Source organism: Selenomonadales bacterium, assembly GCA_018335585.1.
Classification (GTDB): Bacteria; Bacillota; UBA994; order UBA994; family UBA994; genus UBA994.
The window spans coordinates 105333-128586 of record JAGXRZ010000020.1; the positions used below are offsets into that span (position 1 = coordinate 105333).

Genomic DNA, 23254 nt, shown 5'->3' on the forward strand with positions numbered 1-23254 from the left:
ATGCCTGCACTAACCACACAAGCAATCAGGGCTAAGTTTGCGGAAAAACTCTGTTAATTCTCGCAAGGCGCGCTCGGAGTAAGCGAGATTACGCAATTTCCGGTCGCGCGGCGGTGCGGCTAGGGGAGGGAACAGACCGAAGGTGACGTTCATGGGCTGCAGCGGCGAGGGCGATGGCTCTGTTATGTAGTTGATGAGCGCACCGTGCGCTGTCGCCGTCGGCAACACCAGCGGTTCCATCCCCTGCACTAGGCGGTACCCATTAATGCCAGCCACAAGGCCGCATGCTGCCGACTCCACGTAACCCTCTACACCAGTTATCTGCCCGGCAAAGAGCACGCGCTTGTCTTGACGCCACTGTAAAGTAGGCAAGAGAACTGCACGAGAATCAATGAACGTGTTGCGGTGCATTACGCCGTAGCGCACGTACTCTGCTTTCTTTAAGGCCGGTATGAGACTGAAGACGCGTTGTTGTTCTCTCCAAGTAAGACGTGTCTGAAACCCGACGAGGTTGTACAGCGTGGCAGCGCGATTATCCTGTCGCAGCTGCACGACGGCAAAGGGACGTCTGCCGGTTTTGGGGTCGACTAGCCCAACGGGCTTAAGCGGCCCAAACAACAAGGTGTCTCTGCCCCTGTCGGCCATCGACTCAATCGGCATGCAACCTTCAAAGCATGCTGCAGCGTCAACATCTTTTAGCTGCTGACGCTCGGCGGAAATCAACGCGCCATAGAACTCGTCGTACTCCTCTTCGCTGAGAGGGCAATTTATGTACGCGGCTTCACCTTTGCCATAGCGTGAGGCCAAAAAAGCGTGATCCCAATTGATGGAGTCTGCCAAGACAATCGGCGCGGCCGCGTCGAAGAAGGCGAGGTAGGGCGATTCGAGCTCTTGGCGTAAGCATTCCGCCAGAGCTGCGGAAGTGAGCGGCCCGGAAGCTACAATCACCACGCCGCATTGCGGCAACTCCGTTATCTCTTGCCGACAAACCGTGACTAGCGGATGACTCTCTAGTGCCCGCGTCACGTATTCGGCAAACTCGGTACGGTCAACCGCCATGGCGCCACCGGCAGGCACAAGCGTGGCCTCGGCCGCCTGCATGACCAGGGAACCTAATTGTCGCATCTCTTCTTTGAGCAAACCGACAGCGTTGCTTAGGCCGGCCGCCCGCAGCGAATTGCTACACACCAACTCGGCAAGCAATGCCGTATGATGTGCCCCCGTAGTAAGCTTAGGACGCATCTCATAGAGCGTAACGGCTGTTCCCTGACGTGCTAGCTGCCAAGCGGCCTCCGAGCCTGCCAAACCTCCACCAATCACAGAAACGTGGTTCACTTGCTCTCTCCCCCAGCCGGCGTTTCACTGGGCCTTTGCCATACCACATAGCCACAGCTCGGGTAGTTGGAACAGCCATAGAACACGCGCCCGCGCTTGCTACGGCGCTCAACTAAGCTGCCGTCGCACTGTGGGCAAGCGACCCCGATAGACTTCAGCAAAGGTTTGGTGTTGCGGCAAGCCGGAAAGCCGGGGCAAGCGAGAAACTTCCCGAAACGGCCGGACTTTACCACCATGTTGCGGCCGCATAGCGAGCATACTTCATCCGTCTCTTCGTCGGCAATTTCGACCTTGTCTACCCCGGCTAAAGCCCTATCGAGCTGTTCGGCGAAGACCGCCCAGAACTCCCGCAGCACCTCTACGGCGGTAGACTGCCCGTTCTCTATAGCGTCGAGCTTGCTTTCTAGCGCTGCGGTAAACTTGACTTCCACTAGCTCCGGAAAGTGCTCAGTCAGTATTCCCACCACGACTTGTCCTAGTTCCGTAGCGACGAACCGCTTTTGCTCTTTTTCGACATACCCCCGGGCCTGAATCGTGTCAATGATTGGCGCATAGGTGCTCGGCCTGCCAATCCCCTCTTCTTCTAGAGTCTTGATTAATGAGGCTTCCGTATACCTAGGCGGAGGCTGCGTGAAGTGCTGCTTAGGCGATAATTTTACGAGAGACAGCACCTGATTGACCTCGAGGGCTGGGAGCTCGCCCGCATCCTTTGTCTCCTCATCCTCGTTTTCTTCTTCGTAGAGTGCAAGAAAACCCGGGAACACCAACCGCGAGCCAACCGCCCGAAATGCATGCTCACCGGCTTCTATATCTACCTGCACAGTGTCAAAGCGCGCGTTTGACATCTGGGAGGCGAGAAACCGCGCGTGGATAAGTTTGTACAACTTGTATTGCTCGCTTGAAAGGGTGGCCTTTAGGTCATCTGGCTTGCGCTCCACGTAAGTCGGACGAATAGCTTCGTGGGCATCTTGCGCATGCGTGCCTGTGCCTGCATTCTTCTTAGACGCATACTGCCGTGCGGTGTGATACGACGGCCCAAACTGCGTCTTGATGTAGCTTTCGGCCTCGGTCATGGCCTCTTGCGCTAAGCGCGTGCTGTCAGTACGCATGTAGGTGATGAGTCCGACGGCTCCCTCTTTTCCCAGCTCAACCCCTTCATAGAGCATCTGAGCGATGCGCATCGTGCGCTTGGCCGTGAATCCTAGCCTTCTTGCCGCTTCTTGCTGTAAGGTACTAGTGTTAAACGGCGGGGAAGGCTTCCGTTCTTTCTCGGTGCGCTTTACTGCCTTAACCACAAACTGCTGCTTTTGCAGTGCGGTGGAGATTTCCACCACCTGTGCCTCGCTGACGAGCTCGCACCCCATCAGCTTAGCCACGAATGGCTTGGCCTGACTTGGCTTAAGGGAGACCTGTAGCGTCCAATACTCCTTGGGTAGAAAGGCTTGAATCTCTCTCTCCCGGTCGACAATTAAGCGCACGGCTACAGACTGCACCCGACCTGCACTAAGGCCCTTTCTCACTTTCGCCCACAGCAAAGGCGACAACTTATAGCCCACAATCCGGTCAAGAATGCGCCTAGCCTGCTGCGAATCCACTAGGCTTGCGTCGATGCGCCGCGGGTGTTTGAAGGCGTTTCGTACCGCCGCTTCGGTAATCTCATTGAAGGTAACGCGCGATGCGCTCTCTAGGTTAAGGCCCAAAGTATGCGCCAAATGCCAAGAAATCGCCTCTCCCTCTCGGTCAGGGTCGGTGGCGAGAAACACTTTGTCAGCTTTTTTGGCGGCTTCACGCAGTTCTTTGACCGTCTCACCCTTGCCCCTAATGGTTATGTACTTAGGAGAAAAGTCCCTCTCAACGTCCACACCTAGCTGACTCTTAGGCAAGTCACGCAGATGACCGTACGACGCTTTAACGGCATACTTTGAACCTAGGTACTTGGTAATAGTCTTAGCTTTGGCAGGAGACTCCACAATCACAAGGTATTTCGGCAGATAAATCACCTCTACTGAATCACTTACACTTCTTTTGCCTCGTAGGCAAATATCTTATCCCGAGAGACGTAAGTAGGCCCCGCCGGGCAGGCGTTCTACTGCTCCTGTCACCTCTAGCGCCGTCAGCGCCGCGGCAGCGACGGCTACAGGAAATCCCGTCAGGAGGCATACCTCGTCCACACTCAAGGGTTCGGTGCCTAAGGCCATCAGCACCAACGATTCCTCCGGCCTAAGCAGAACGGGCGGAGCCTCCTTTGGCTTGGCGGGGACGCCTAACGTTTCGTAGATACACTGTGGGTCGAGCAGGGGCGTCGCTCCCTGCGCGAGAAGATAATTAGTGCCCCTACTTTGCGGACTGAAAATGCTACCCGGTACTGCCAAGACCTCTTTTCCTTCTTCAAGTGCATGTTCGGCGGTGATCAGCGCCCCGCTGCCCATGTCGCCTTCTATCACGAGACACACGCGCGACAAACCGCTGATTATGCGGTTGCGTGCGGGGAAGTGCCATGCCAGAGGAGGCGTTCCTTCTGGGTACTCACTTACTAGCGCTCCGCCCTGTTCCACTATCTTTTCTGCCAGTAGTGAGTTCTCGCGTGGGTAGATATCGTCTAAACCGCGGCCCATAACGGCAATGGTGTGCCCGCCACAGCGCAGGGCGGCCCCGTGCGCAAGGGTGTCAATCCCACGTGCCAAACCACTGACCACCGCGTGTTCTGCCGCGACAACAGTGGGCACGACCATCTCTACTACTTGTCGCCCGTAAGGAGTCGCCTTGCGCGTACCGACTACCGCTACCCCTCGTTGTCTGCCTAGGCTGCCGCGTATGTATAAGACCAGCGGCGGCGAATATAGGTGGCAGAGCGCCTCAGGGTAGTCCCGTTCTTCGATGACCACCGCCCGAGCCTTCTCCTGGTGCAAGGGGTCCCTATCCTGTTCCCTAAAGGCCTTCGCTAAGGCAAGCGCACCAGACCGAGACAAACCTGCATCCGTCCAGGCATCAGCCGAGTAGAGCGGAAAGCGAGCAAAGTCGAGATGAGAAACTTGGGCGTATCGCACGCCACGCACCCCCGCTATTATAGCTAGGGCCTGTCGTCTCTCCATAACGTTAATCTCCCTCCGGTTATCTTTCGTAATTATAACAGGAAAAACCGCGTGTGAACACGCGGTTAGTGTAAAAGCGTATAGCATAGGGCCTATAAGGTGGGGCTCCTAGCTCCTGGCTCTCGGCTCCTAGCAGAGCAGCGCTCGGTGCCCAGTGCCCAGTGCCCAGTAGAGCAACTGACGGGCACTCGTGGCTGCTCCTCTCACTCTATGGTATTAGGCGGCGCACGCTATGTAGCCTGCTGCCCCAATAGGTGCTTCTTAGGTTAGCGTAACTTACGCCCTCGCGCGTGGTCGCATGGATAAACTCTCCATCGCCAACATAAATGCCGACGTGCGAAATACCCGGACGCCACGTGTCCACAAAAACCAAGAGGTCGCCCTTACGTCGCTCGGCAATCGGTACCCTCACCCCGGCCGAGGCCTGGTTAATCGAGGTACGAGGTAGGGCTATGCCGTGTTTTGCGAAAACATAGCGGGTAAAGCCGGAGCAGTCGAAGCTATCGGGGCCGTCAGCGCCGAACACATACGGCGTGCCGAGATATTCCGCAGCTGTCGCCAGCACGAGTATGGCCCTATCAAACGCTGACTCCGGTATGCGGCGCGCGCCACGGAAGAGAGACGAGACTGACGCTTCGGCGAGGCTCGCTTGGCGCACCACGCCCGCACTCGGACTAGCCCAAACAACGGCATTGTTGCCGACAAAGATGCCCGTCCAGCGAGTGCTACCGGAGGCAAAGAGCACGATGTCTCCCGCTCTAAGTTGTGAACGCGTCACCGCCGTGCCGACGGTAGCTTGCTGAGCCGTCGTACGCGGGAGACTCACCCCAAACTGACCAAAGACGTACACCAACAGCCCCGAAGCATCAAATCCAGTGCGATCCTCGCCGCTAAACTGAAACGGCAATCCCCTTAGTTCAAGGGCCTGTTCGGCGACGTACCGTCCGGCTAGACCCTCGGCAAACACGGGCAACGGCATAAGTAGCAGGGTGAACACAAGAGCGGCGGCGAATAGTTTTCTCATTCTGCGTTTTGGCCTCCTTCTATGTTGTACAGAAGGAGTTCTGCGCCTTGCACGCATAACCTGTTAACTAGTTTCCTGTAAATTTTACCTGTTAATCTCGCGCAGTCTCTCAGCCGGGCTGAGAATACTGGTGATACGTACGCCAAAGTTTTCGTTAACTACAACGATTTCACCGCGGGCAATCAATGTGCCGTTTACTAGCACGTCCACTTGGTCTTCCACCATGCGGTCAAGCTCAACCACTGAACCGGTGCCAAGAGCCAAGACGTCCTTGATTGCTTTCCTGCTCTTGCCAAGCACCACAGACACCTGCAAGGGCACATCCAAAATGAGCTCGATGTTAGGGCCCGGGCCGGTGTGCAGAGGCGCCTGTAAAGGCGAAAACTGCGCCCGTTGAACGGAGACTTCCGGCGCGGGCGGTGCGGGAGGCATAGCCTCGGTCGGGAGATTGGCGCTTTCCTTGCCGGGAGCCGGCGCTATTCCGCCCAACAGATGTTCTGCCATCTGTTTAGCGGAAGCGACGGGCATCACCTGCAGCAGTTCACTGTCGATCAGGTCGCCCACAACCATCCGAAAAGCCACTACCGCCAAAGTCTCGCGTTCAAGTTGCGCCAGCACGCCCTCCTTGGGGGGCACGTCAAACATAACCACTTCGGGAGGAGAGATGTTCACTCTACGGCCAAACAGGGAGTGCAAAGACGTTGCGGCCGTACCGATCATTTGGTTCATGACTTCGGCCACGGCGCTAATCTTCAACTCGTCAAGTTCCACAGAGTCAACATGCCCGGTACCACCAAGCATAAGATCAGCAATTACCGCCGCGTCAGATGTGCGCACTACCAGGAGGTTAAACCCCGACATGCCAGCTGTGAAATTAACGAGCAAAGCAAGGTAAGGCACCGAGAACTGCGCAAGTAGCTCTTGTAGCCCTAGCACCCTTACGCGCGGAGTGGTTATGCTTACTCGCCTATTTAGCAACTGCGAAAGCGTAGTAGCAGCTGTTCCCATGGAAATATTGCCTACTTCCCCCAGTGCATCGCGCTCCGCGGGCGACAGGTCGGTGTTTGGATTGGCTCCAAACTTTAGTATCGCGTCAATCTCGTCCTGCGACAAATATTTGCTAGTCAACTTCTTCCTCTCCCCCCAACCGCGCTGCGACAACCTGTACTGCCAGCTGGGTATCTACTATGCCCGGCTGCACAGCAAACGCTCGACGGTCCTCTACTAAAAGATCTATCAACTCACCCGGCTTCTTGTCTACGGCGACAACATCCCCGACTGAGAGGTGCAGGAACTCCCGCACGCTAATCTCCCCTGCTCCCAGCAAAGCGGCCAGAGACAGCATCGCTTGACCTAAGGTCCTGCGCCTGTCCTGCCAGCGCTCGCGATAGTCTAGCCTAACTGTTTCAGAAGCCTCTACTTTCGGTCTGTTAATAATGCTGTCAATCGTCATAAAGGGGAGACACACTGATAAAATGCCTTGTACTTTGTTGATCGTAAGGGAAAGCGTGACTACAGCAACCATTTCCTGCGGGGGGATAGATTGAATCAGGCGAGGATTTGTTTCCAGTGACTGGAGAGCACAGGCGAGGGGGAAGGTGTCTTTCCAAGCAACTTCGTAGCGTTCTAGCATATATGCGACCAACCGTCGATACATATTAACCTCAATTTCTGTCACAGGCCGTCCGCGCTTGGCGACATCCCCACTTCCCCCACAAATTAAGTCAATAATGGGAATAGATAAATCATAACCCATGTTAATGATGCCTAAACCGTAGCTGCTCAAGGCAAATACTGCAGCTACAGTGTGCGCTGGCAAAGACACTACCAAATCTTCAAATGCGACTTGATCCACTGTGGCTAGTTTCGCCACGACGGGAACGCGCAGATACGCAGTCAGGAAATTCGCTAATTGCCGTGCAAAATGGTCATGAACCAGCGACAAGAGGCTTAGGTTGCCCTTAGAGAAGCGATTCGGGCGCCGAAAATCATACTTGCGTACCCGCACCTGCTCCTTCGTTAAGTCTTCTGTGCTCACTTCACCTTGCTCTAGGCTCTGCAGTAGGCTATCTATCTCCGCCTGACTAAGTACGTTGCGCATGTTTGGTCAACCTAAGATAATGCTTTCGTTACAGCTTGAACAACGCGACCTGGGTCAAACGGCTTGACGATAAAGTCTCGCGCTCCAGCCTGAATCGCATCCATCACCATATGTTGCTGCCCCATTGCGCTACACATCACAATGCGCGCGGATGGGTCGATGCGCCGAATCTCCTTTACAGCCTGTATGCCATCCATTTCCGGCATGGTAATGTCCATTGTCACCAAGTCAGGGCGCAACTCCTTAAACTTCGTGATGGCAACGAGACCGTTTTCGGCATGGCCTACGACCTCAAACCCTGCTTTCGTCAGTTGGTCGGAGAGCATCATGCGCATAAATGCAGCATCGTCTACCACCAGAATTCGCTTCGACATCTAACTCATTCCCCCTGCAGATAAGATCTTATTCATTATTAACGCAAATGCTTCCTGTGATGGTAGAAATGCCAAGTCGCTGGAAACGCATCGTTCGTCCACACGGAGCTCTGTCTTAAAGATTAATAGCCCGTCCACATTACGACAGCCAGCGACCACGACGTTACATACAAAGGCGTCAAAGTAGTCGTGAATGAATCGCGGTGGTAACGCACTCGATGTCTCGCCAAGGAAGTCGGTGATAGCGGTAAGAAACGAACCCGTTACAATATTGCCAATTTCCATCAGGGCCGATTGCGCGAGCGCATCATCAAGGCTCTGCCCTGCCAACATGTCCCCAAAGGCTTCTAACAGATGCTTTGCGCTCTCTTCACCTACTGTAAGCAAAGTTAAGCCATCAATCGCGCCGCTTAGCCCAACCTCCACGCCTACGCCTACTTCGCCCTCGCGACTGAGTTCCGCACAGCCTGCTTCAATGCTAAGAAACTTTGTTTCTGGGACCTTCATGTCCACTTTTCGCCCCATCAGCAGGGAAAGTGCGGTGGCGGCATGGCCCGCCCCCATGTTGCCAATTTCGTTGATTACGTCAAGTTGCAGGGTTGAAATGCCTTGCACTTTAATCGCCTACTTTCTCGTAAAAGCAGCTGTGTATTCGCCTAAGTCTAAAGGCGCGGTGTGAGGGATAACTTTCTGTAGCCCCGGTGAACAGGACACCCCCGGGCAACAAGCAGTTGGAAAAGCGCTCTAACATCGCTAGCTTGGCTTCTTCGGTGAAATATATCGCTACGTTGCGGCACACGACCAAGTCGAACCGTTGTGGTATTACATCGCGCAATAAATCGTGGCGGGCAAACTCTATCATTGACTTTAGCTGGGGTTTAACTCGGTAACTGCCATTCTCCAAGTCAAAGTAGCTATTCCGGCGGCTATCGCCCACATTCCGCACATCAGCCGGGCTGTATAGACCTTGCGCCGCCTGATGCAATGCTCCCGCATCCAGGTCAGTAGCCCAGATGGCACGCTCGTGGGTGACTTGCGCCTCTCGAAGGGCTATGGCCAGAGAATAAGGTTCGGCGCCTATGGAGCAGCCTGCACTCCATACCCTCAGGCTCTTCTGTTTCGCCGTTAGGCGACTAAACACCTCTTGTTCCAGATAAATAAAGAGCTCGGGATTCCGGAAAAACTCTGACACATTGATGTCCAGAAAATCCACGAGGTGGCTTCGCTTTTCCTGGGAGGTTATGTACTGCGTTAATCCTCCTGCGTCAGCAATAGAGTAACGCTGCATGTAACTGAGTAGCCGACGCTTAATCTGCGTTTCCTTATACAATGACAGGTCCAAGCCATGTTCATGCTTCAATTGCTGTGTAAAGCGAGCAAATTCTTGTTCGTTCATAAGGCTTTTTCACCGTGGCCCGCCGTGCGGACTGTGACTTTTCCCAAGCTGACGTCGAGCAAAACGGTACGCCCAACGCTCCCGCCTACGTCCTCAGCCACCACGGGCACAGCGAAGGCAGTGAGAATGACACGAGCTTGGATTATATTGCGGTCACCGATGTCAAACCCTGCGCGAGTCACGCCGTTAGCAAACATGCGTGCTCCGCCGACTAGGCGGGCTCGGAGCATCCTAGCTCCGCGCGCCCGCATTTCCGAAATGAGGGCAGGGATAGCCAAATCCGCGAATTTGTAAGGGTTACTGAAGCTAGTAAAGTCTCGACTATTAGGCAACATAACGTGGGCCAGCCCACCCAGTCGTACATCAGCGTCATACAATATCACACCCACACACGAGCCTAAGCCGCGCGTGACGAGAATTCCGGGGGCCACCGCCACCCTAAACTCACCTATCCCTACGGGATACTCCATCCGTTATCCTCCCAGCTATCTCCTCAAGTCGGTGCTTCTCTCCCACATTTCATCGAGTGTGCGCACGGCGGCGGCATTTGTCTGGTAGACCCGCTGTGCCCTGACGAGTGATGTCATCTCGTCCAACAGGGAAACATTACTTGCCTCAAGAAATCCCTGCTTGACTAGAGACTCGTCTGCTGTCGCCTCGCCGGAGTTGACTCCTTGCGCAAATACAAGCTGCCCCAGGTGGTTTAGTCCGGCAGGATTCACGAACGACACAATGCGGAGTTCCCCGCCTACGTTGACCGCTCCGTCCACCGCATAGGTTATTCTACCTTGAGAGTCTATGTCAATCACCTGCGCTGCTTGGGGAATCGTCACTCCCGGCACCACATTGCCAGAGGAGTGTACCAAACGCCCAGCCGAGTCAAGCGAGAAACTCCCTCCGCGCACAAAAACGGACTGCTCCATGGGGTCAGCAAGCTCGAGGAACCCGGCGCCGACAAGAGCGATATCGAGGGCTCGCCCCGTCGGCACAAGGTCGCCTTGCGTAAACACGGTTTCGGGTCTGTACTCGACACCGTGTACAAACCTGCCTTGAGGGCTCGAAACGGGGACATTGCGTTCGTCAAGCGCCTGCACCAATAACTCGCTGAACGTGCCGCTTTGACGCTTGTGGCCTGCCGTCTTGGCGTTAGCAATGTTGCTACTGATTGCGGTCAGTCGATTCATTTGTGCCACAAGTCCGCTGACGCTGCGCTTTATACTCTGTAGCATGTTTCACCTCCCTACCGTACGCTGCCGATTTCCTTCGCTCTCTCCATGAGTTGGTCGTAGGTGGCCACAATCCTTTGCGCACTCTGAAAAATGCGGTTGGTGAGGAGCATGTCCACAATTTCCTCGCCTATATCGACGTTAGATTGCTCCAGCATAAACTGATGCACTCTACCTTCTCCGGCGACGCTAATCAGGCCATCGCCCTGGAACTGACCGTTAACATCGCGCACTAGACCGCTAAGGTCCGGAAAGTCAACCAGAAGAAGCTGTCCTGCGGGCGCACCGCCTAGCAAGACCTCACCGCTTGGCAGAATCTGCAGCTGCCTACCGCCCGCAGCTAAGGGTGTTCTGTCAGAGAGCAGTAATCTTCCGCCACGTGCATCAACCACATTGCCGTTCGCATCAAGCCGAAAGTCGCCGGCACGCGTGTAGCGAACGCCTTCGGTAGTCTGTACGGCGAAGAAGCCCTGTCCGCTGAGGGCGAGGTGGTAAGGCGAATGCGACTCGACAAGTTGGCCTTGCCTGTGGTCGGTTACCGATGCACTGAGAGCCGTGCGTGTCACCGGTGCGCCAAGGGACCGCTTCTGTCCTGCCAGTTGTGCAACCCACATGGTCTCCGAAAAGACTTCTTCTGCCACATCGTCGCGTTTGAACCCGGGCGTCTCAGCGTTTGAGACATTGCCGCTGATCATTTCCTGTCGCGTCTTAGCAATTACCATGGCCGATGTAGCCTGATACAGACCGCGAAGCAAATCGACTCACTCCTTCCCGTGCAGGCGTGTTAATAGCTCTACTTGTCCGAGGGGCACACCTGTTTCTTGCGATATTTTGGCACAGTCCCAACCCTCGCGGTAGAGTGCTAGAACCCGCTCTTGTTTCCCGCTGGGGGCGTTTACTTTGCGCGTGCGACTAGTACGGGTTGGGGCGCCTAGAGAACTAACGCCCACAGAAGTTAGAGCCGCTAACTGCTCCTCAAGCACTTGCACTCGCTGCAGAAGTGCCTCATCCGGAACAGCTGCTCTTGTGCCCTGCAAGTAAAGATAGCAGACAACTCCGCCCGTTACAACACCCACTATAAAAAACACCAGATTCACGACTTCACTCCTCGCGATGTGTGCGACATAGGTTGCGTCGCAGCGACTCGATGGCTCGACTATGCAGTTGGGACACGCGTCCCTCCGTTACGCCAAAAACACAGGCAATCTCCTTTAGGGTCAGCTCTTCCACGTAGTAGAGCGCCAGCATTTCGCGATCCCGCGGCGCAAGCTTCCCGAGCGAAGCTGTAAGCGCTTGCATCAGCTCACCTTCTAGTACTACGCGCACGGGATCGGGGCTGTCGGCTGAGCCTACTACCTGCGTTACCTGCAATTCCTCCCCATCTGCAGAAAACAGCACGCGATCGAGTGAAACCACGGAACGTAAGGCCATGTGCGCCACTAGCGCGTGAACTTCCGGAACAGAGAGTTCTAGTTCTTCTGCCATGCGTTCTGCTGTGATGTCTCCTCCCGCGGCGAGGAGCTTCTCCTCGACCTCGCGATACTGGCTTATCCGCTCGTTGACTACGCGCGGGCTAAAACTAAGCGAACGAATGGAGTCAAGCATTGCGCCGCGAATGCGCCGATAGGCAAAACTCGCAAAACTTGTCTCGCGTGTGGAGTCGTACTTCTCCGCTGCCTCCAAAAGGCCAATTACGCCGTGGGCAACGAGGTCTTCCCTATCGATGACTTCCGGCGAGGGAATGTAGATGCGACCTGCAATTCTGCGGACCAAAGGCAAGTACGAGAGAACTAAATCGTCCCTTTCCATGCTATACCTCTAGCTTCCGACGTCCGGACAGCATGCGCTCAAAGACATAACCCACAATGAGGTCTTGTGTAGCTTCAGGCAGAGCTTCGAAGCGAATGCCGCTGTGATATGTAGTCGGGCCAATCCCGTCGGCTCGCTCGACGCGAGCCACGCGGCCCCGCACCAAAAGCGGACCATCTTCTTTGCGTAGCGTGAACTGCAACTGAACTTCCTGCCCCACACTCAGAGCGAATCTATGGGAAATCCTTGCCCCTCCCCCGCTTAAGTCAAGTAGGTAGCCTTTGTGCCACTCGCTTTCGCCCGTAGTCCGAAACAACTGCGGTATCAAGACCGGCAATCGCACAAAAGCGCGCCTCTGAATCCTAACGAATCCTGTGGGATGCGAGAGATAGTACAAGGGGACGCTTTTCATCTCACGGCGGATGACATTAGCGGTAAAGCCATACTGTGCTTGCGTCTCTTTGTCGGTGAACATGCACTTCACCTGCTCATCTGGGCGCAAAACATGCACGTCCGCTCCGGCAAAAATCGAAGAGACAGCGAAGCTCTCCGCGTTTACTTCCTCGATACGCGTAACCCAAGTAAGGGCACTGTCTTCTCGCCAAATCTCAAGCTTAAGTCCGACTCGGAGTCTTGGTACGGCCATATCATCTGCCTCCAAACAGGCGCTTAAGTCCGAGCAATAAACCCCGCTCCGCCACCGGTTGAACTGCCTCTCCGGCCAGAGTGCGCGCAATGGCATCAACCTGCCTGCTCGGCATGCTATCCGGATGGCTCAAAATAAACGGGTGCTGTCTCCGCACAGCTTGGCTAACTATGACGTCATCTGACACTACTCCGATGAACCGCAGCTTGTGACGGAGAAAACGCTCGGCGAGCGTCATAAAGCGCTCACCAGTCGCTCGGCCATCCTCGATACTAAGCGAACGGTTGACCACAAGAGCAATGCTGTGCGCCGCGCGAGTTGAGACCAACAGCTTGACCAACGCATACGCATCGGCAATGGACGTAGGCTCGGGCGTAACCACTACGATGACCTCATCGGCGAGATTAGCGAAAGCAAGCACGTTGCGCGAGATACCCGCGCCTGTGTCAAAAATGAGAAAGTCCGTGTTATGCTCAAGCGTAGCCAGCTCAGCTATCAGACGCTCACGTTCGTCCGGGCTCATGTTAGCCATCTCTTGCACGCCTGAAGCAGAGGGCACAATTCGCAAGCCGTATGGGCCGAAACCAATGATGTCCTCTAAGCGTTTTTCCCCTTTGATGACATGCTCCAAGTCATGCTCAAAGTACTGCCCGAGTACGACGTCTACGTTGGCGAGCCCTAAATCTGCATCTACGATGGTAGTCGTCTTGCCGTTGCGGGATAGCGCAATGCCTAAGTTGACGACGAGGTTAGTCTTGCCTACTCCGCCTTTGCCGCTAACAATAGTAATGACCTTCGCCCGTGGGCGTGGCTGTGCTTTGCCGACGAGTTGGCGCAAGATATGAGCTTGGTCCCACTTCATATAGTCACCCCCAAGACTAAGCGAGCGAGCTCCTGTGGATGAGCTTCGCGTATGTCCTCAGGTACGTTCTGACCATTAGTTAAGTAGGCTACCGGAATCGAAGTGCGGTAGCACAAATCGACGATTCCACCGAGGCTTTCAGTCTCATCACACTTCGTAAAGATTGCGGCGCTGAGGCCTAACTCACAATAAGTCTTGTAAATAGCCAGCAAGTCACGGCTCTTGGTTGTGGAACTAAGCACTAAGTATTTTTCTAGATCAGGTACGCCGTCAAAGTAGGCACGCATCTCAGACACATGCAAGGGCTTGCGCGCAGAGCGCCCGGTAGTGTCGATAAATATAGCATCCTTGGTCTTAAACTCGGTTAGAGCGTCGCCTAGCTCCGAGGGGGCTCCAACCACAGCCACCGGCAGTCCAATAATGTCTCCATAGACTCTCAGTTGCTCGACCGCCCCGATGCGAAATGTGTCTATAGTGATTAACGCGACCTTCTTTTGCTCCTGCAGTGCCTGCTGCGCGGCCAACTTAGCGATGGTCGTAGTCTTGCCGACTCCCGTAGGCCCAACAAAAGCTTGGATGCGTTTGCGCTTGCCTTTGGGGCGTTCATAGGGCGAAAAACACTTGGCCAGTCGTTCTAGTACACGCTTTTCTTCTTCGGCCGGTTTGTCACCTGCTCCGAGCTGCTCGCACAGCAGTGCGATGACCTCGGGACTAAGGTCAGCAAGGCGAAAGCGTTCGGCCCATCTCGCGGGCGTGACTCCCTTAGCCGAAGTCCTAGCAGAAGCGGCTCCCATGCCGCTTAGCATAGCTTTAATCTCCATTAGCTCGCTGCGAAGCGCATCGTCCGGTTCCAAACGAGACTCTGCCACCCGCTCGACAGCAGCGGTTACTTCAACTTTAGCCGGTCGAAACCATCCCAAGATGCCTGGTTCCCTCACAGTGCGCGAACTGACAATTACGGCTTCGGGGCCTAGTTCCTTGCGCAGCATGTGGAGGGCTATCTGCATGTCTTTGGCAACAACCTTCTTGATTCTCACTCTAAGCCCACCGCCCCCATCGACTCAACTTCTACATCTCCGCTCACTTCGCTAGGGGAAAGAATGGTCAGCGAAGGAAAGTGGCGTTGCGTCAGCCTACGCATGGGCAATCGTAACCTGCTCGGCACCAGCAAGACCGGCAAACGGCCATCCGCAAGACCGGCTCGCTCTAGGTTCTTCCCTAATCGCTCGAAGAACAGCTGTAGTTTGCTCGGTTCAAGTATGATGTGCCCCCCGCCGGATGCTGTTATTGATTCTAGCAGTTGCTGCTCCAAGCGCGGATGTAGCGTAAGCACGTGAATAACGCCTTTATCCGCCGCTGCGTGGCTAATCGTACGCGCCAAAGCATGCCTGACGCTTTCTAGCAGGAAATCTGGGTCGCGGGATGTACGCACATTATCCGCGATGGCCTCAAGTATCCCTACCATATCGCGAATGCTTACTCCCTCTTGCAGTAGTCCCTGCAGCACCTTCTGCACATCCCCTAGCGCCACTTGCTCATGCCCTATCTCTTCAATCACAGCGGGGTTAAGTTCTTTGACTTTGTCTAGTAGTTCTCTGACTTCCTGCCTGCCTAGCAGTTCATGCGCGTGACGCTTTATGATCTCGCTTAAGTGGGTCACGAGTACGGTCGTACAGTCTACCACGGTGAGCCCCAGAATCTCGGCTCTCTCGCGCTCATGTACGCTTATCCAGCGGGCGGGGAGACCAAACGTAGGCTCCTTGGTATCTATGCCGGGGACGTCAATTCTTCCTCCGGCATAGTCCATGGCTAGGAGCGATTGCGGCTGCAACTCGCCCACGGCAACCTGATTACCGCGAATCTTAATGGCGTACTGATTAGGCTTCAACTGCAAATTATCCCTTATACGGATAGGCCTTATAAACACGCCGTGCTCGGTAATACAGCGGCGCCTAATGGCCGCGAGCCGTTCTAATAAATCGCCTCCGTAACTCCCATCGGTGAGGCGGACGAGACCAAAGCCTATTTCGATGTCTAACTGCTCATGCGAGAGGAGCGTCAGCACGTTTTCCGGCTCGGCAGGGCGCGCTGCCGCGGCGGGCGCAGGGCGCAGAGCTTTTTCGCGCTCCTCTGCGTGCAGTACATACGCCAAGTACCCTGTTGCTCCCGCCACCGCCAAGAAGGGAACGGCAGGCAACGCGGGAACGAGGCCTAGGCCGGCAATTAGCACAGAGGTCATGCCAATAACTTTGGAGCGGGAGAAGAGCTGAGTTGAGAGTTCGGTGCCAAAACCGTAGTCGGTGTTTGCCCGTGTCACCAGAATACCTGTAGCCGTAGATATCAACAGAGCGGGCAGTTGGCTGACCAGCCCGTCACCCACAGTAAGCGAAACGTATGTCGTGACGGCACGCTGCCATGGCCAACCGAGCTGGGCCATGCCTACGACAAGTCCGCCGAGAATGTTGATCAGAGTAATGACGATGCCGGCGATGGCGTCACCCTTAACGAACTTACTCGCACCGTCCATGGCTCCATAAAAGTCCGCTTCGCGCTGCAGGCTTCTGCGCCGCTCTCGCGCTTGCTCTTCGTTAATTAATCCTGAGTTAAGGTCGGCGTCAACCGCCATCTGTTTGCCTGGCATCGCGTCAAGCGTAAACCGCGCCGCGACCTCGGCCACGCGACCGGCGCCATTGGTTATCACCACGAACTGAATAACGGTAATAATGATAAAGATGACTATACCGACAACATAATTTCCCCCCACCACAAAGTCACCAAATGCGGCGATTACCGCACCTGCTGCTCCGGCGGAGAGAATTAGGCGAGTAGAGGCCACGTTTAGTGACAGTCGCAGCAGTGTCGTAACCAAGAGCAAAGTCGGAAACACGCTAAGCTGCAGCACATTGGTGGTAAAGAGCGTGGTGAGAAAGATTAGGATGCTGATACTAATGTTGATGATCAGGAGAAAGTCGAGAACGCCTGCCTGCATGGGGATGATAATGATAAATATCGTCCCAATCACCAAGGAGGCTATAATTACGTCGGTGTAGCGCAGGAGTGCACGCACTCAGATCAGCCTCCTTTGTCGCGAAAATATTTCTGCTAGAATCTCGGCCACAGCCCTGTATAGGGCGACAGGAATCTCTTGCCCCACCTCAGATTGCTGGTAGAGCGAACGCGCTAGAGTGGAGTTTTCCACTAAGGGGATGCCGCACTCTGCTGCCCGTGCCTTAATGCGCTGTGCTAAGTAGTCGCACCCCTTGGCCACGACTTGCGGAGCTCCGCTACTACCCTCACGCTCATAGCGTAGCGCAACGGCATAGTGAGTAGGGTTTGTGACAACCACCGTCGCGGTAGGAATCGCGGCAAACATTCGGCCGGTAGCCAAGAGACGCTGCCGTTCGCGCTGCCGTGCTTTTACCTGTGGGTCACCTTCCATCTGCTTGTGCTCTTCCTTCACTTCTTGCCGCGTCATCATCATGTTCTGGCGAAACTCGTGTCGCTGATAGAGGAAGTCGATGACGCCAATCACTAGATACGTAACCCCTACGCGCAGGGCCACCCCATACAGCACGCGGCCCACAAGCGCAAAGGAACCCGCACCTTCGCTATAGCCTGCCAGTAAGAGATTCTGCATCTCGCCCCGCAGTCCGAGATAGGCCGCGAATCCCACAGCCAGTAGTTTCCCAAGGGCTTTAGCTAAATCAAAGAGCGCGCGAGTCGACATCATTCGCCCTAGGCCCTCTAGGGGGTCGAGGCGGCTAAACTCAGGCTTGAGTGGATCTCCACTCCACAAGAACCCCACTTGCATGATGTTAGCGATTGCACCCAAGACAAGTGCCGCAGCCAAGAGCGGCCAGACCATCGCGGCGAAAATGCTTACGCCATGTACAAGCAGATGAGAAAAGGAGTAGTTTAACTCGGTTACGGCGGACAAGTCGCTTAATGATACAACAATATAGTTAAGGGAGACGTTTATCAGTCGTTCTGCCGTGAAAGCTAATACCGCGACCATACCGAGGAAGCCCACCGCTGCCGTTAAGTCCATGCTCTTCGCGGCCTGCCCCTTTTTGCGGGCCTCACTCAGTCGCTTTGGCGTCGCCTGCTCGGTGCGCTCCTGCTGACTCTGTTGTTCAGGCGTCATGGGGACATCGCTCCGAGAGACTGCGCGAGTATGACTTCAAGTCGTGTCATGAAGGCATCACCTACGCCAAGAATCAACGGGGAGGCAGCCGCAAGAACCAAGAGCGCGACACCAGCTTTAACAGGCAGAGCAAGCATTAGGACGTTAAGTTGCGGCACAGCTCGCCCTAGCATCCCTAGAGTAATGTCGGTGATAGCTACCGCCGCCAACACTGGCGCTGCCAAACGGAGGGCTAAACTCATAGAACCTGCCAGTACCGTCAAGACTACCTGGGCCCAGCTGCCTCCGAGCACTGCCGAGCCTGCCGGTACGAGCGTAAAGCTGCGCAACAGCGCAAGTAAAGCCAAATGATGCCCGTTAAGCTCCAGAAACAACAAGAGACTGAGCATAAGAAACAGATTCGATAGGAGAGAGACTTGTCCGAAGGTGGTGGGGTCAAAGATAGCGGCCGTCCCAAAGCCAGCCTGCTGATCCATAAGTGCCCCGCCCATCTGAAAACTCATAAACAGCCAGTTTGCGAGCATGCCTGCCGCAAGACCTGTCGCTACCTCCAGCACGACTGCACTGAGGAATGCGCCGATTTCTCTCTCGACAGAAACACCTCCGGCCGCGACAACTATTAGGCTTAGGAGCATGGCCAAGCCAATCTTGCTTAAGGGCGGGATTTGCCGCCTGTTAAACAGCGGTGCTGTAGTGAGGAACGAGAGCACACGGGCCAGAACTAATAGCAGTTGCAGCCAAGGTGTGAGCGCCGGGAGAATCATCGCAGTAGCCCGCCTAGATTACCGAACAAGTCCGTCGTATAGGCGACCATAGTGTTCATCATCCAGCCACCTAACAGGAGCAGTGTCAGCAGAATCGCCACGAGTTTGGGCACAAAGGTCAGAGTCTGCTCCTGTATCTGAGTTGCGGCCTGAAAGATGCTCACTAAGAGTCCCACAACGAGACTGGCAATAAGCAAGGGCCCTGCCAAAAGGAGTGTCAGCGCGATGGCTTCGCGTGCGAGGTGGAGAACTGTCCCTTCCGTCATCTAACCCTCCTAAAAGCTTTCGAGAATTGACTTGGCCACTAAATGCCAACCGTCGGCCAACACAAACAACAGCAGCTTAAAGGGCAGCGATACGGTCACCGGCGGGAGCATAAACATGCCCATAGAGAGAAGCGTGCTGGCTACGACCATGTCAATGACCATAAACGGAATGAACAGCGTTACCCCCATGGCAAAGGCGGTGCGCAACTCACTAAGCATAAACGCCGGCACTAATACCGTCAACGACAGGTCTTCTGGCGTGGCGGGAGCCGGGGCGTCAGTGGCGGTTAGGAACAACGCAATGTCCGCCTCGCGCGTATGCGGCAGCATAAACTCTCGTAGCGGTACCGTCGCCCGCTCAAAGGCTGCCTCCTGCGATAAATCGCCCGCGAGATACGGCGCGATAGCCTCATTCTGCAGGCGAGTTAAGGTCGGTGTCATCGTAAAAAGGGTGAGGAACAGCGCGAGCCCGATAAGAACTTGATTCGGGGGGACATTTTGTGCCGCAACCGCCGTGCGCACGAAAGACAACACAATCACGATGCGGGTAAACGAGGTCACCATCATCAAGATGGCGGGGACAAGACTAAGCACGGTAAGCAAGATGAGGAGCCTGACGCTCCCCACTACCTCGCTAGGCGAAGTGGCAGCTCCTATTTGTAGGCCTATCTCCGGTATAGGAAACATCACTACTTGCCTCCCTGTCGCAAGAAAGTAATCATGTGGTCCAAATGGGTGGCAAAGTCTAGATTGGCGGGTTGCTCGGTGGGCGCTAGCGGCGGGAGCTTGCTTAGAGGCCTAATCTGTACCGCGTGGTCGGTAGCACAGACCAGAAACGACTCTTCACCTACGTCAATAACCGCTGCTTGCGTGCGCGCAGATAACCACACACGCTCGCGAACACGCAGTAGGCAGGACGGAGCAGACCGCAGGGCAGGTGTACGCCGCAGCAAATACCAACGCAAGCCAAAGAGCAGGCCAAAAACAGCAACTAGCGATAGCAGTAAGCGCATCAAATACGCAAAAAGGTCCACGCGGCCCGCTCCTTATTGAATTACAAAGTCCACAAAGAAGAGATTAGTAATGTCCCCCCGCTCGAGTACCGCATTTAGTGCGGAGAGGAGCTCCTGACGCAATGTCTCTACTTTTTCTGTCGTAGTCAGGTCCTCAACGGTTTTTGCTCGCAACACTTTGATAACGGCATGCCGGACTTCAGGCTCACGCGCCACCAGTTCCTCAGTTAGAGCGCGAGAAGACAAATGCTGCAGCGATATGTTCACCCGCAGGTAGCGCCGCATCCCTGGGTCTAGCAGGTTTACCGTAAAGTCCCCTCCCGGAGAAACGACGAGTTCAGGGGGTGGGGAAATAAAGCCACGCACCATTGTCACCAAAGGCGCGCGAAAGACCACTCCGAGCACGATAATCGCTATGACCAGTACCGCCAAGATAATCTTCTTCACCATGCTGCTCAAATCCCCCGAATCACAAATACGACGCGCCGATTCTTGCTGCGCCCTGTTTCTGTGGCGTTGGTACCCACCGGTCGAAACTCGCCATAGCCCACTGCCTTGAAGCGCTCAGGCTTAAGGCCGTGAATCTCGACGAAGTACCTTACTACCCGCGCCGAACGCGCCGCCGAGAGTTCCCAATTAGAAGGAAACACCGGCGTGTTGATCGGGACATTGTCGGTATGTCCCTCCACTGCGATTTCATTGGGCATCTCGGAGAATAGAGCCACTAGTTTGCCAAGCAGTGCTAACCCGTCTGGGCGGAGTATAGCCTGCCCTGAATCAAACAAGACCCTGTCTTCGAGCTCCAAGAGAACCCCTTGTTCTGCTCGAAACGCTCTAACCTCCGCGGCAATACCCTGCTGTTCAAGGTATTCCTGCACGTGCGCTAACATCCGGCCGTTGTCGGCCCAGAAAGGACCCAGTTGCTCCGTAGCCACTTCGTTTGGATTCTCCTCCGGCATGACGATAGTCGTATTCGGCGTCGTCCCGCCATCCAGTATGCCAGCACCTTGAAACGAGGCAATAAACCGGCGAAACTTCACCACATCGATGGCCGAAAACGAGTACAGCAGCACGAAGAAGCATAGTAGGAGTGTAACCAGGTCCCCGTATGTAGTCAGCCAACTTGCGGCAACTACGCCGCCGGAAGACCTACGCCTAGTCATTGGCGGCCTCGGCCTTGTCCGGGCGAACATTCGCCTTAGCAGGCAGAACGAAGGCGCGGAGTCGCTGCTCGATTACGCGCGGATTGACACCCGCCTGCAATGCGGTGAGCCCTTCAATTACCATTTCGCGATAGAGAAGGACCTGGCGGCTCTTAAGCAGCACCTTCCCGGCGAGCGGTGTCAAGAGGAAGTTCGCCATAAAGGCACCGTACAACGTGGTAACTAAGGCAACGGCCATGGCAGGACCGATGGCCGCCGGGTCATCGAGAGCGTTTAGCATTAACACGAGCCCAATCAAAGTGCCAATCATGCCAAAGCCAGGGGCTAAGTTTCCCCACGTCGCCAGCATATTTGACGCTACAGAATGGCGGCTCTCCTCCTGCATAAGCTCTGTTTCGAGGACCTTGGTTACTACCGTAGGGTCCATACCGTCAATAACCATCTGCATGCCCTTACCTAGAAACGGCTCCATCTGCGGTATTTCGTCCTCGAGTACGAGCAGCCCTTCCCGCCGGGCGCGCGTAGAAAGCTCGCCAAACTTCTTGATAGTTTCCATGGGGTCCGGCGGAATCTGCTTAAACAAGCGTCGTACATCGTGATACGATTCGCGCGCGTCTTCCCAAGAGTAGTTGACCATCAATGCGGCAAAGGACCCGACCACGGTAATGAGAAATGAAGGGACGTCAATAAACACGCCCGCGCCACCGCCGGACATCATCGCCCAGACAATAGCAGTCAGCCCACCAAAAATGATGATCGGAGTGATGGGCCCTTGTTTACGCATTCTAGTCCCCCCTATCGCTTAAGCTGAATGAGCTCCTGCAGCATTTCGTCGGATGTACTGACCGTGCGTGAGTTTGCTTGGAAAGCGCGGCTCGTGGAAATCATCTCGGTGAACTCCGTCGCTAGGTCGACGTTTGACATTTCCAGCATGCCGACTTCTATCGAACCTCGGCCGCCCGAGCCTGCAACCCCGATTAATGGCTCACCGGAATTAGGCGAGACAGAGTAGAAGTTGCCGCCTTCTTTTAGCAGTGCTTCAGGATTGCCGAAATAGGCCAGCGCAATTTGGCCGATATCGCGCACCAAGCCATTGGAATACGTGCCCGTAATTACTCCACCCCGCCCAATGATAAAGGAGAGAAGTTCGCCGGGGGCGTACCCATCTTGGAAGCGCATCACAGCCGTGCTGGTGCCCGCAACCTGGGTCATGGAGTTAAAGTCAAGCGTCAGCGAAATATTGGCGGCACCCGGCACTACAACCGAAAATGCGCCACTGGTCGCCGTTGCCGGCGTAACCGCCCCGCTAGTGTCGAAGTTCAGTGCGAGTGCCCCGGTAGGAGGAGTAATCGTGAGGGGTGGGGTGGCGGTGGATGCGACAGCGTATGACCATGCATTCGCGCCGGTCCGCGTAAAAGTGACGTTTAGCTGATGCGCTTCGCCTTTGGAGTCAAACACTGTGATGGTGTTCGTGTGTGAGTAGGTCCCAGCAGGTGGGCTGTTGTTTAGGTTCCCCGAGAACTCGGCGCGAGTAGTGGGCTGTGTAATGACCGAGTCCCCCAAAGGAATTTGCATGGCAGTGGGCGGTGTGGCCGTCGATATGTTGCCGGTGCCATCAGCCATCCAGCCCTGCACTCTAAAGCCTGTGGCCGCATTAACTAGCTCACGCGCGAGTGAGAGCGAGAATGCTCCGTCGCGCGTAAACAAAGTACGTGCTCCGTCCGCCATAACAAAGAAACCACTGCCTTGAACAGCAAGATCAGAAATGCGCCCCGTGGCCTGTAGTGCGCCCTGGACGTGGCTAGTGTCAATTCCCCCCACGGCCACTCCCAGTCCGACTTGCGCGGGGTTGGTGCCTGCCCGTCCGCCGACGGGAGCAGAGGCGTTCCTAATAGTCTGGCTTAACATGTCGTGAAACTTGACGCGACTGCCTTTAAAGCCTGTAGTGTTTACGTTTGAGATATTGTTTGCGATAACGTCGAGTTTTGTTTGTTTGCTGCGCATGCCAGAAATCGCCGAATACAATGACCTAAGCACTG

Annotated in this window: 27 protein-coding genes; all 27 read right to left on the minus strand. The window is 55.3% G+C overall.

Translation table 11 applies throughout. The features are described from left to right. Window positions 1-9: 9 nt before the first annotated feature. A complete protein-coding gene (gene trmFO / locus KGZ66_02830) occupies window positions 10-1335 on the minus strand; it encodes a methylenetetrahydrofolate--tRNA-(uracil(54)-C(5))-methyltransferase (FADH(2)-oxidizing) TrmFO (GenBank protein ID MBS3984523.1) in 1326 nt (441 codons plus the stop codon). After that, on the minus strand, window positions 1332-3326 hold the full coding sequence (gene topA, locus KGZ66_02835) for a type I DNA topoisomerase (protein MBS3984524.1): 1995 nt from the start codon (window positions 3324-3326) through the stop codon (window positions 1332-1334). Before topA ends, trmFO begins: the two co-directional genes overlap by 4 nt. 54 nt (window positions 3327-3380) lie before the next feature. Next, window positions 3381-4427, minus strand: coding sequence for a DNA-processing protein DprA (dprA, locus tag KGZ66_02840; protein MBS3984525.1), 1047 nt, complete (start codon window positions 4425-4427; stop codon window positions 3381-3383). Between the two features lie 208 nt (window positions 4428-4635). Then, the gene (locus KGZ66_02845) at window positions 4636-5451 is read right to left on the minus strand and encodes a C40 family peptidase (protein ID MBS3984526.1); all 816 of its coding nucleotides are present in this window, start codon (window positions 5449-5451) and stop codon (window positions 4636-4638) included. Between the two features lie 84 nt (window positions 5452-5535). Next, window positions 5536-6579 (minus strand): flagellar motor switch phosphatase FliY, encoded by a 1044-nt coding sequence (gene fliY / locus KGZ66_02850; protein MBS3984527.1) that lies wholly within the window; start codon window positions 6577-6579, stop codon window positions 5536-5538. Continuing rightward, window positions 6572-7552 carry a flagellar motor switch protein FliM gene (fliM, locus tag KGZ66_02855; GenBank protein MBS3984528.1) on the minus strand — a complete coding sequence of 327 codons (981 nt, stop codon included), beginning with the start codon at window positions 7550-7552 and terminating at the stop codon, window positions 6572-6574. Before fliM ends, fliY begins: the two co-directional genes overlap by 8 nt. Before the next feature lie 11 nt (window positions 7553-7563). Continuing rightward, the gene (locus tag KGZ66_02860) at window positions 7564-7926 is read right to left on the minus strand and encodes a response regulator (protein MBS3984529.1); all 363 of its coding nucleotides are present in this window, start codon (window positions 7924-7926) and stop codon (window positions 7564-7566) included. Next, on the minus strand, window positions 7927-8541 hold the full coding sequence (locus tag KGZ66_02865) for a chemotaxis protein CheC (GenBank protein MBS3984530.1): 615 nt from the start codon (window positions 8539-8541) through the stop codon (window positions 7927-7929). Between the two features lies 1 nt (window position 8542). Further along, a complete protein-coding gene (locus tag KGZ66_02870) occupies window positions 8543-9322 on the minus strand; it encodes a protein-glutamate O-methyltransferase CheR (protein MBS3984531.1) in 780 nt (259 codons plus the stop codon). Further along, complete coding sequence (locus KGZ66_02875) at window positions 9319-9792, minus strand: chemotaxis protein CheD (protein ID MBS3984532.1); 474 nt, start codon at window positions 9790-9792, stop codon at window positions 9319-9321. Before KGZ66_02875 ends, KGZ66_02870 begins: the two co-directional genes overlap by 4 nt. Before the next feature lie 15 nt (window positions 9793-9807). Next, window positions 9808-10551 (minus strand): flagellar hook-basal body protein, encoded by a 744-nt coding sequence (locus KGZ66_02880; protein MBS3984533.1) that lies wholly within the window; start codon window positions 10549-10551, stop codon window positions 9808-9810. Between the two features lie 11 nt (window positions 10552-10562). Continuing rightward, window positions 10563-11303 (minus strand): flagellar hook-basal body protein, encoded by a 741-nt coding sequence (locus KGZ66_02885; protein MBS3984534.1) that lies wholly within the window; start codon window positions 11301-11303, stop codon window positions 10563-10565. Between the two features lie 6 nt (window positions 11304-11309). Beyond that, complete coding sequence (locus tag KGZ66_02890; protein MBS3984535.1) at window positions 11310-11645, minus strand: hypothetical protein; 336 nt, start codon at window positions 11643-11645, stop codon at window positions 11310-11312. 4 nt (window positions 11646-11649) lie between these two features. Beyond that, the gene (locus tag KGZ66_02895) at window positions 11650-12357 is read right to left on the minus strand and encodes a FliA/WhiG family RNA polymerase sigma factor (protein MBS3984536.1); all 708 of its coding nucleotides are present in this window, start codon (window positions 12355-12357) and stop codon (window positions 11650-11652) included. Window position 12358: 1 nt separating this feature from the next. Beyond that, a complete protein-coding gene (locus KGZ66_02900; GenBank protein ID MBS3984537.1) occupies window positions 12359-13003 on the minus strand; it encodes a PilZ domain-containing protein in 645 nt (214 codons plus the stop codon). Window position 13004: 1 nt separating this feature from the next. Continuing rightward, window positions 13005-13865, minus strand: coding sequence for a MinD/ParA family protein (locus KGZ66_02905; GenBank protein ID MBS3984538.1), 861 nt, complete (start codon window positions 13863-13865; stop codon window positions 13005-13007). Further along, window positions 13862-14902, minus strand: a complete 1041-nt coding sequence (locus tag KGZ66_02910) for a flagellar biosynthesis protein FlhF (protein ID MBS3984539.1) — start codon at window positions 14900-14902, stop codon at window positions 13862-13864. The genes KGZ66_02905 and KGZ66_02910 overlap by 4 nt, the downstream gene beginning before the upstream one ends. After that, window positions 14899-16932: a flagellar biosynthesis protein FlhA gene (gene flhA / locus KGZ66_02915; protein ID MBS3984540.1), complete on the minus strand. Its 2034-nt coding sequence runs from the start codon at window positions 16930-16932 to the stop codon at window positions 14899-14901. Before flhA ends, KGZ66_02910 begins: the two co-directional genes overlap by 4 nt. Then, window positions 16933-18009 (minus strand): flagellar biosynthesis protein FlhB, encoded by a 1077-nt coding sequence (flhB, locus tag KGZ66_02920; protein MBS3984541.1) that lies wholly within the window; start codon window positions 18007-18009, stop codon window positions 16933-16935. Continuing rightward, window positions 18006-18773 carry a flagellar biosynthetic protein FliR gene (locus KGZ66_02925; protein MBS3984542.1) on the minus strand — a complete coding sequence of 256 codons (768 nt, stop codon included), beginning with the start codon at window positions 18771-18773 and terminating at the stop codon, window positions 18006-18008. Before KGZ66_02925 ends, flhB begins: the two co-directional genes overlap by 4 nt. Further along, a complete protein-coding gene (gene fliQ / locus KGZ66_02930; GenBank protein ID MBS3984543.1) occupies window positions 18770-19039 on the minus strand; it encodes a flagellar biosynthesis protein FliQ in 270 nt (89 codons plus the stop codon). Before fliQ ends, KGZ66_02925 begins: the two co-directional genes overlap by 4 nt. A 9-nt stretch (window positions 19040-19048) precedes the next feature. Then, entirely contained in the window at window positions 19049-19726 is a 678-nt protein-coding gene (gene fliP / locus KGZ66_02935) for a flagellar type III secretion system pore protein FliP (GenBank protein MBS3984544.1), read from the minus strand. A 2-nt stretch (window positions 19727-19728) separates the two neighbouring features. After that, a complete protein-coding gene (locus KGZ66_02940; protein MBS3984545.1) occupies window positions 19729-20073 on the minus strand; it encodes a flagellar biosynthetic protein FliO in 345 nt (114 codons plus the stop codon). Between the two features lie 12 nt (window positions 20074-20085). Beyond that, complete coding sequence (locus tag KGZ66_02945) at window positions 20086-20502, minus strand: flagellar basal body-associated FliL family protein (protein ID MBS3984546.1); 417 nt, start codon at window positions 20500-20502, stop codon at window positions 20086-20088. 5 nt (window positions 20503-20507) lie between these two features. Next, window positions 20508-21215, minus strand: a complete 708-nt coding sequence (locus tag KGZ66_02950; GenBank protein MBS3984547.1) for an OmpA family protein — start codon at window positions 21213-21215, stop codon at window positions 20508-20510. Next, window positions 21208-21999 (minus strand): motility protein A, encoded by a 792-nt coding sequence (locus KGZ66_02955; GenBank protein ID MBS3984548.1) that lies wholly within the window; start codon window positions 21997-21999, stop codon window positions 21208-21210. The genes KGZ66_02950 and KGZ66_02955 overlap by 8 nt, the downstream gene beginning before the upstream one ends. Window positions 22000-22010: 11 nt before the next feature. Further along, window positions 22011-23252, minus strand: coding sequence for a flagellar hook protein FlgE (locus tag KGZ66_02960; GenBank protein MBS3984549.1), 1242 nt, complete (start codon window positions 23250-23252; stop codon window positions 22011-22013). Window positions 23253-23254: the final 2 nt, after the last annotated feature.

Excerpts from the sequence above, each read along its gene's own strand:
- dprA (MBS3984525.1), bottom strand. The coding sequence starts at position 4,427 with ATGGAGAGACGACAGGCCCTAGCTATAATAGCGGGGGTGCGTGGCGTG.
- KGZ66_02845 (MBS3984526.1), bottom strand. The coding sequence starts at position 5,451 with ATGAGAAAACTATTCGCCGCCGCTCTTGTGTTCACCCTGCTACTTATG.
- fliM (MBS3984528.1), bottom strand. The coding sequence starts at position 7,552 with ATGCGCAACGTACTTAGTCAGGCGGAGATAGATAGCCTACTGCAGAGC.
- KGZ66_02860 (MBS3984529.1), bottom strand. The coding sequence starts at position 7,926 with ATGTCGAAGCGAATTCTGGTGGTAGACGATGCTGCATTTATGCGCATG.
- KGZ66_02870 (MBS3984531.1), bottom strand. The coding sequence starts at position 9,322 with ATGAACGAACAAGAATTTGCTCGCTTTACACAGCAATTGAAGCATGAA.
- KGZ66_02875 (MBS3984532.1), bottom strand. The coding sequence starts at position 9,792 with ATGGAGTATCCCGTAGGGATAGGTGAGTTTAGGGTGGCGGTGGCCCCC.
- KGZ66_02880 (MBS3984533.1), bottom strand. The coding sequence starts at position 10,551 with ATGCTACAGAGTATAAAGCGCAGCGTCAGCGGACTTGTGGCACAAATG.
- KGZ66_02895 (MBS3984536.1), bottom strand. The coding sequence starts at position 12,357 with ATGGAAAGGGACGATTTAGTTCTCTCGTACTTGCCTTTGGTCCGCAGA.
- KGZ66_02900 (MBS3984537.1), bottom strand. The coding sequence starts at position 13,003 with ATGGCCGTACCAAGACTCCGAGTCGGACTTAAGCTTGAGATTTGGCGA.
- KGZ66_02905 (MBS3984538.1), bottom strand. The coding sequence starts at position 13,865 with ATGAAGTGGGACCAAGCTCATATCTTGCGCCAACTCGTCGGCAAAGCA.
- flhB (MBS3984541.1), bottom strand. The coding sequence starts at position 18,009 with ATGACGCCTGAACAACAGAGTCAGCAGGAGCGCACCGAGCAGGCGACG.
- KGZ66_02925 (MBS3984542.1), bottom strand. The coding sequence starts at position 18,773 with ATGATTCTCCCGGCGCTCACACCTTGGCTGCAACTGCTATTAGTTCTG.
- fliQ (MBS3984543.1), bottom strand. The coding sequence starts at position 19,039 with ATGACGGAAGGGACAGTTCTCCACCTCGCACGCGAAGCCATCGCGCTG.
- fliP (MBS3984544.1), bottom strand. The coding sequence starts at position 19,726 with ATGTTTCCTATACCGGAGATAGGCCTACAAATAGGAGCTGCCACTTCG.
- KGZ66_02945 (MBS3984546.1), bottom strand. The coding sequence starts at position 20,502 with ATGGTGAAGAAGATTATCTTGGCGGTACTGGTCATAGCGATTATCGTG.
- KGZ66_02950 (MBS3984547.1), bottom strand. The coding sequence starts at position 21,215 with ATGACTAGGCGTAGGTCTTCCGGCGGCGTAGTTGCCGCAAGTTGGCTG.
- KGZ66_02955 (MBS3984548.1), bottom strand. The coding sequence starts at position 21,999 with ATGCGTAAACAAGGGCCCATCACTCCGATCATCATTTTTGGTGGGCTG.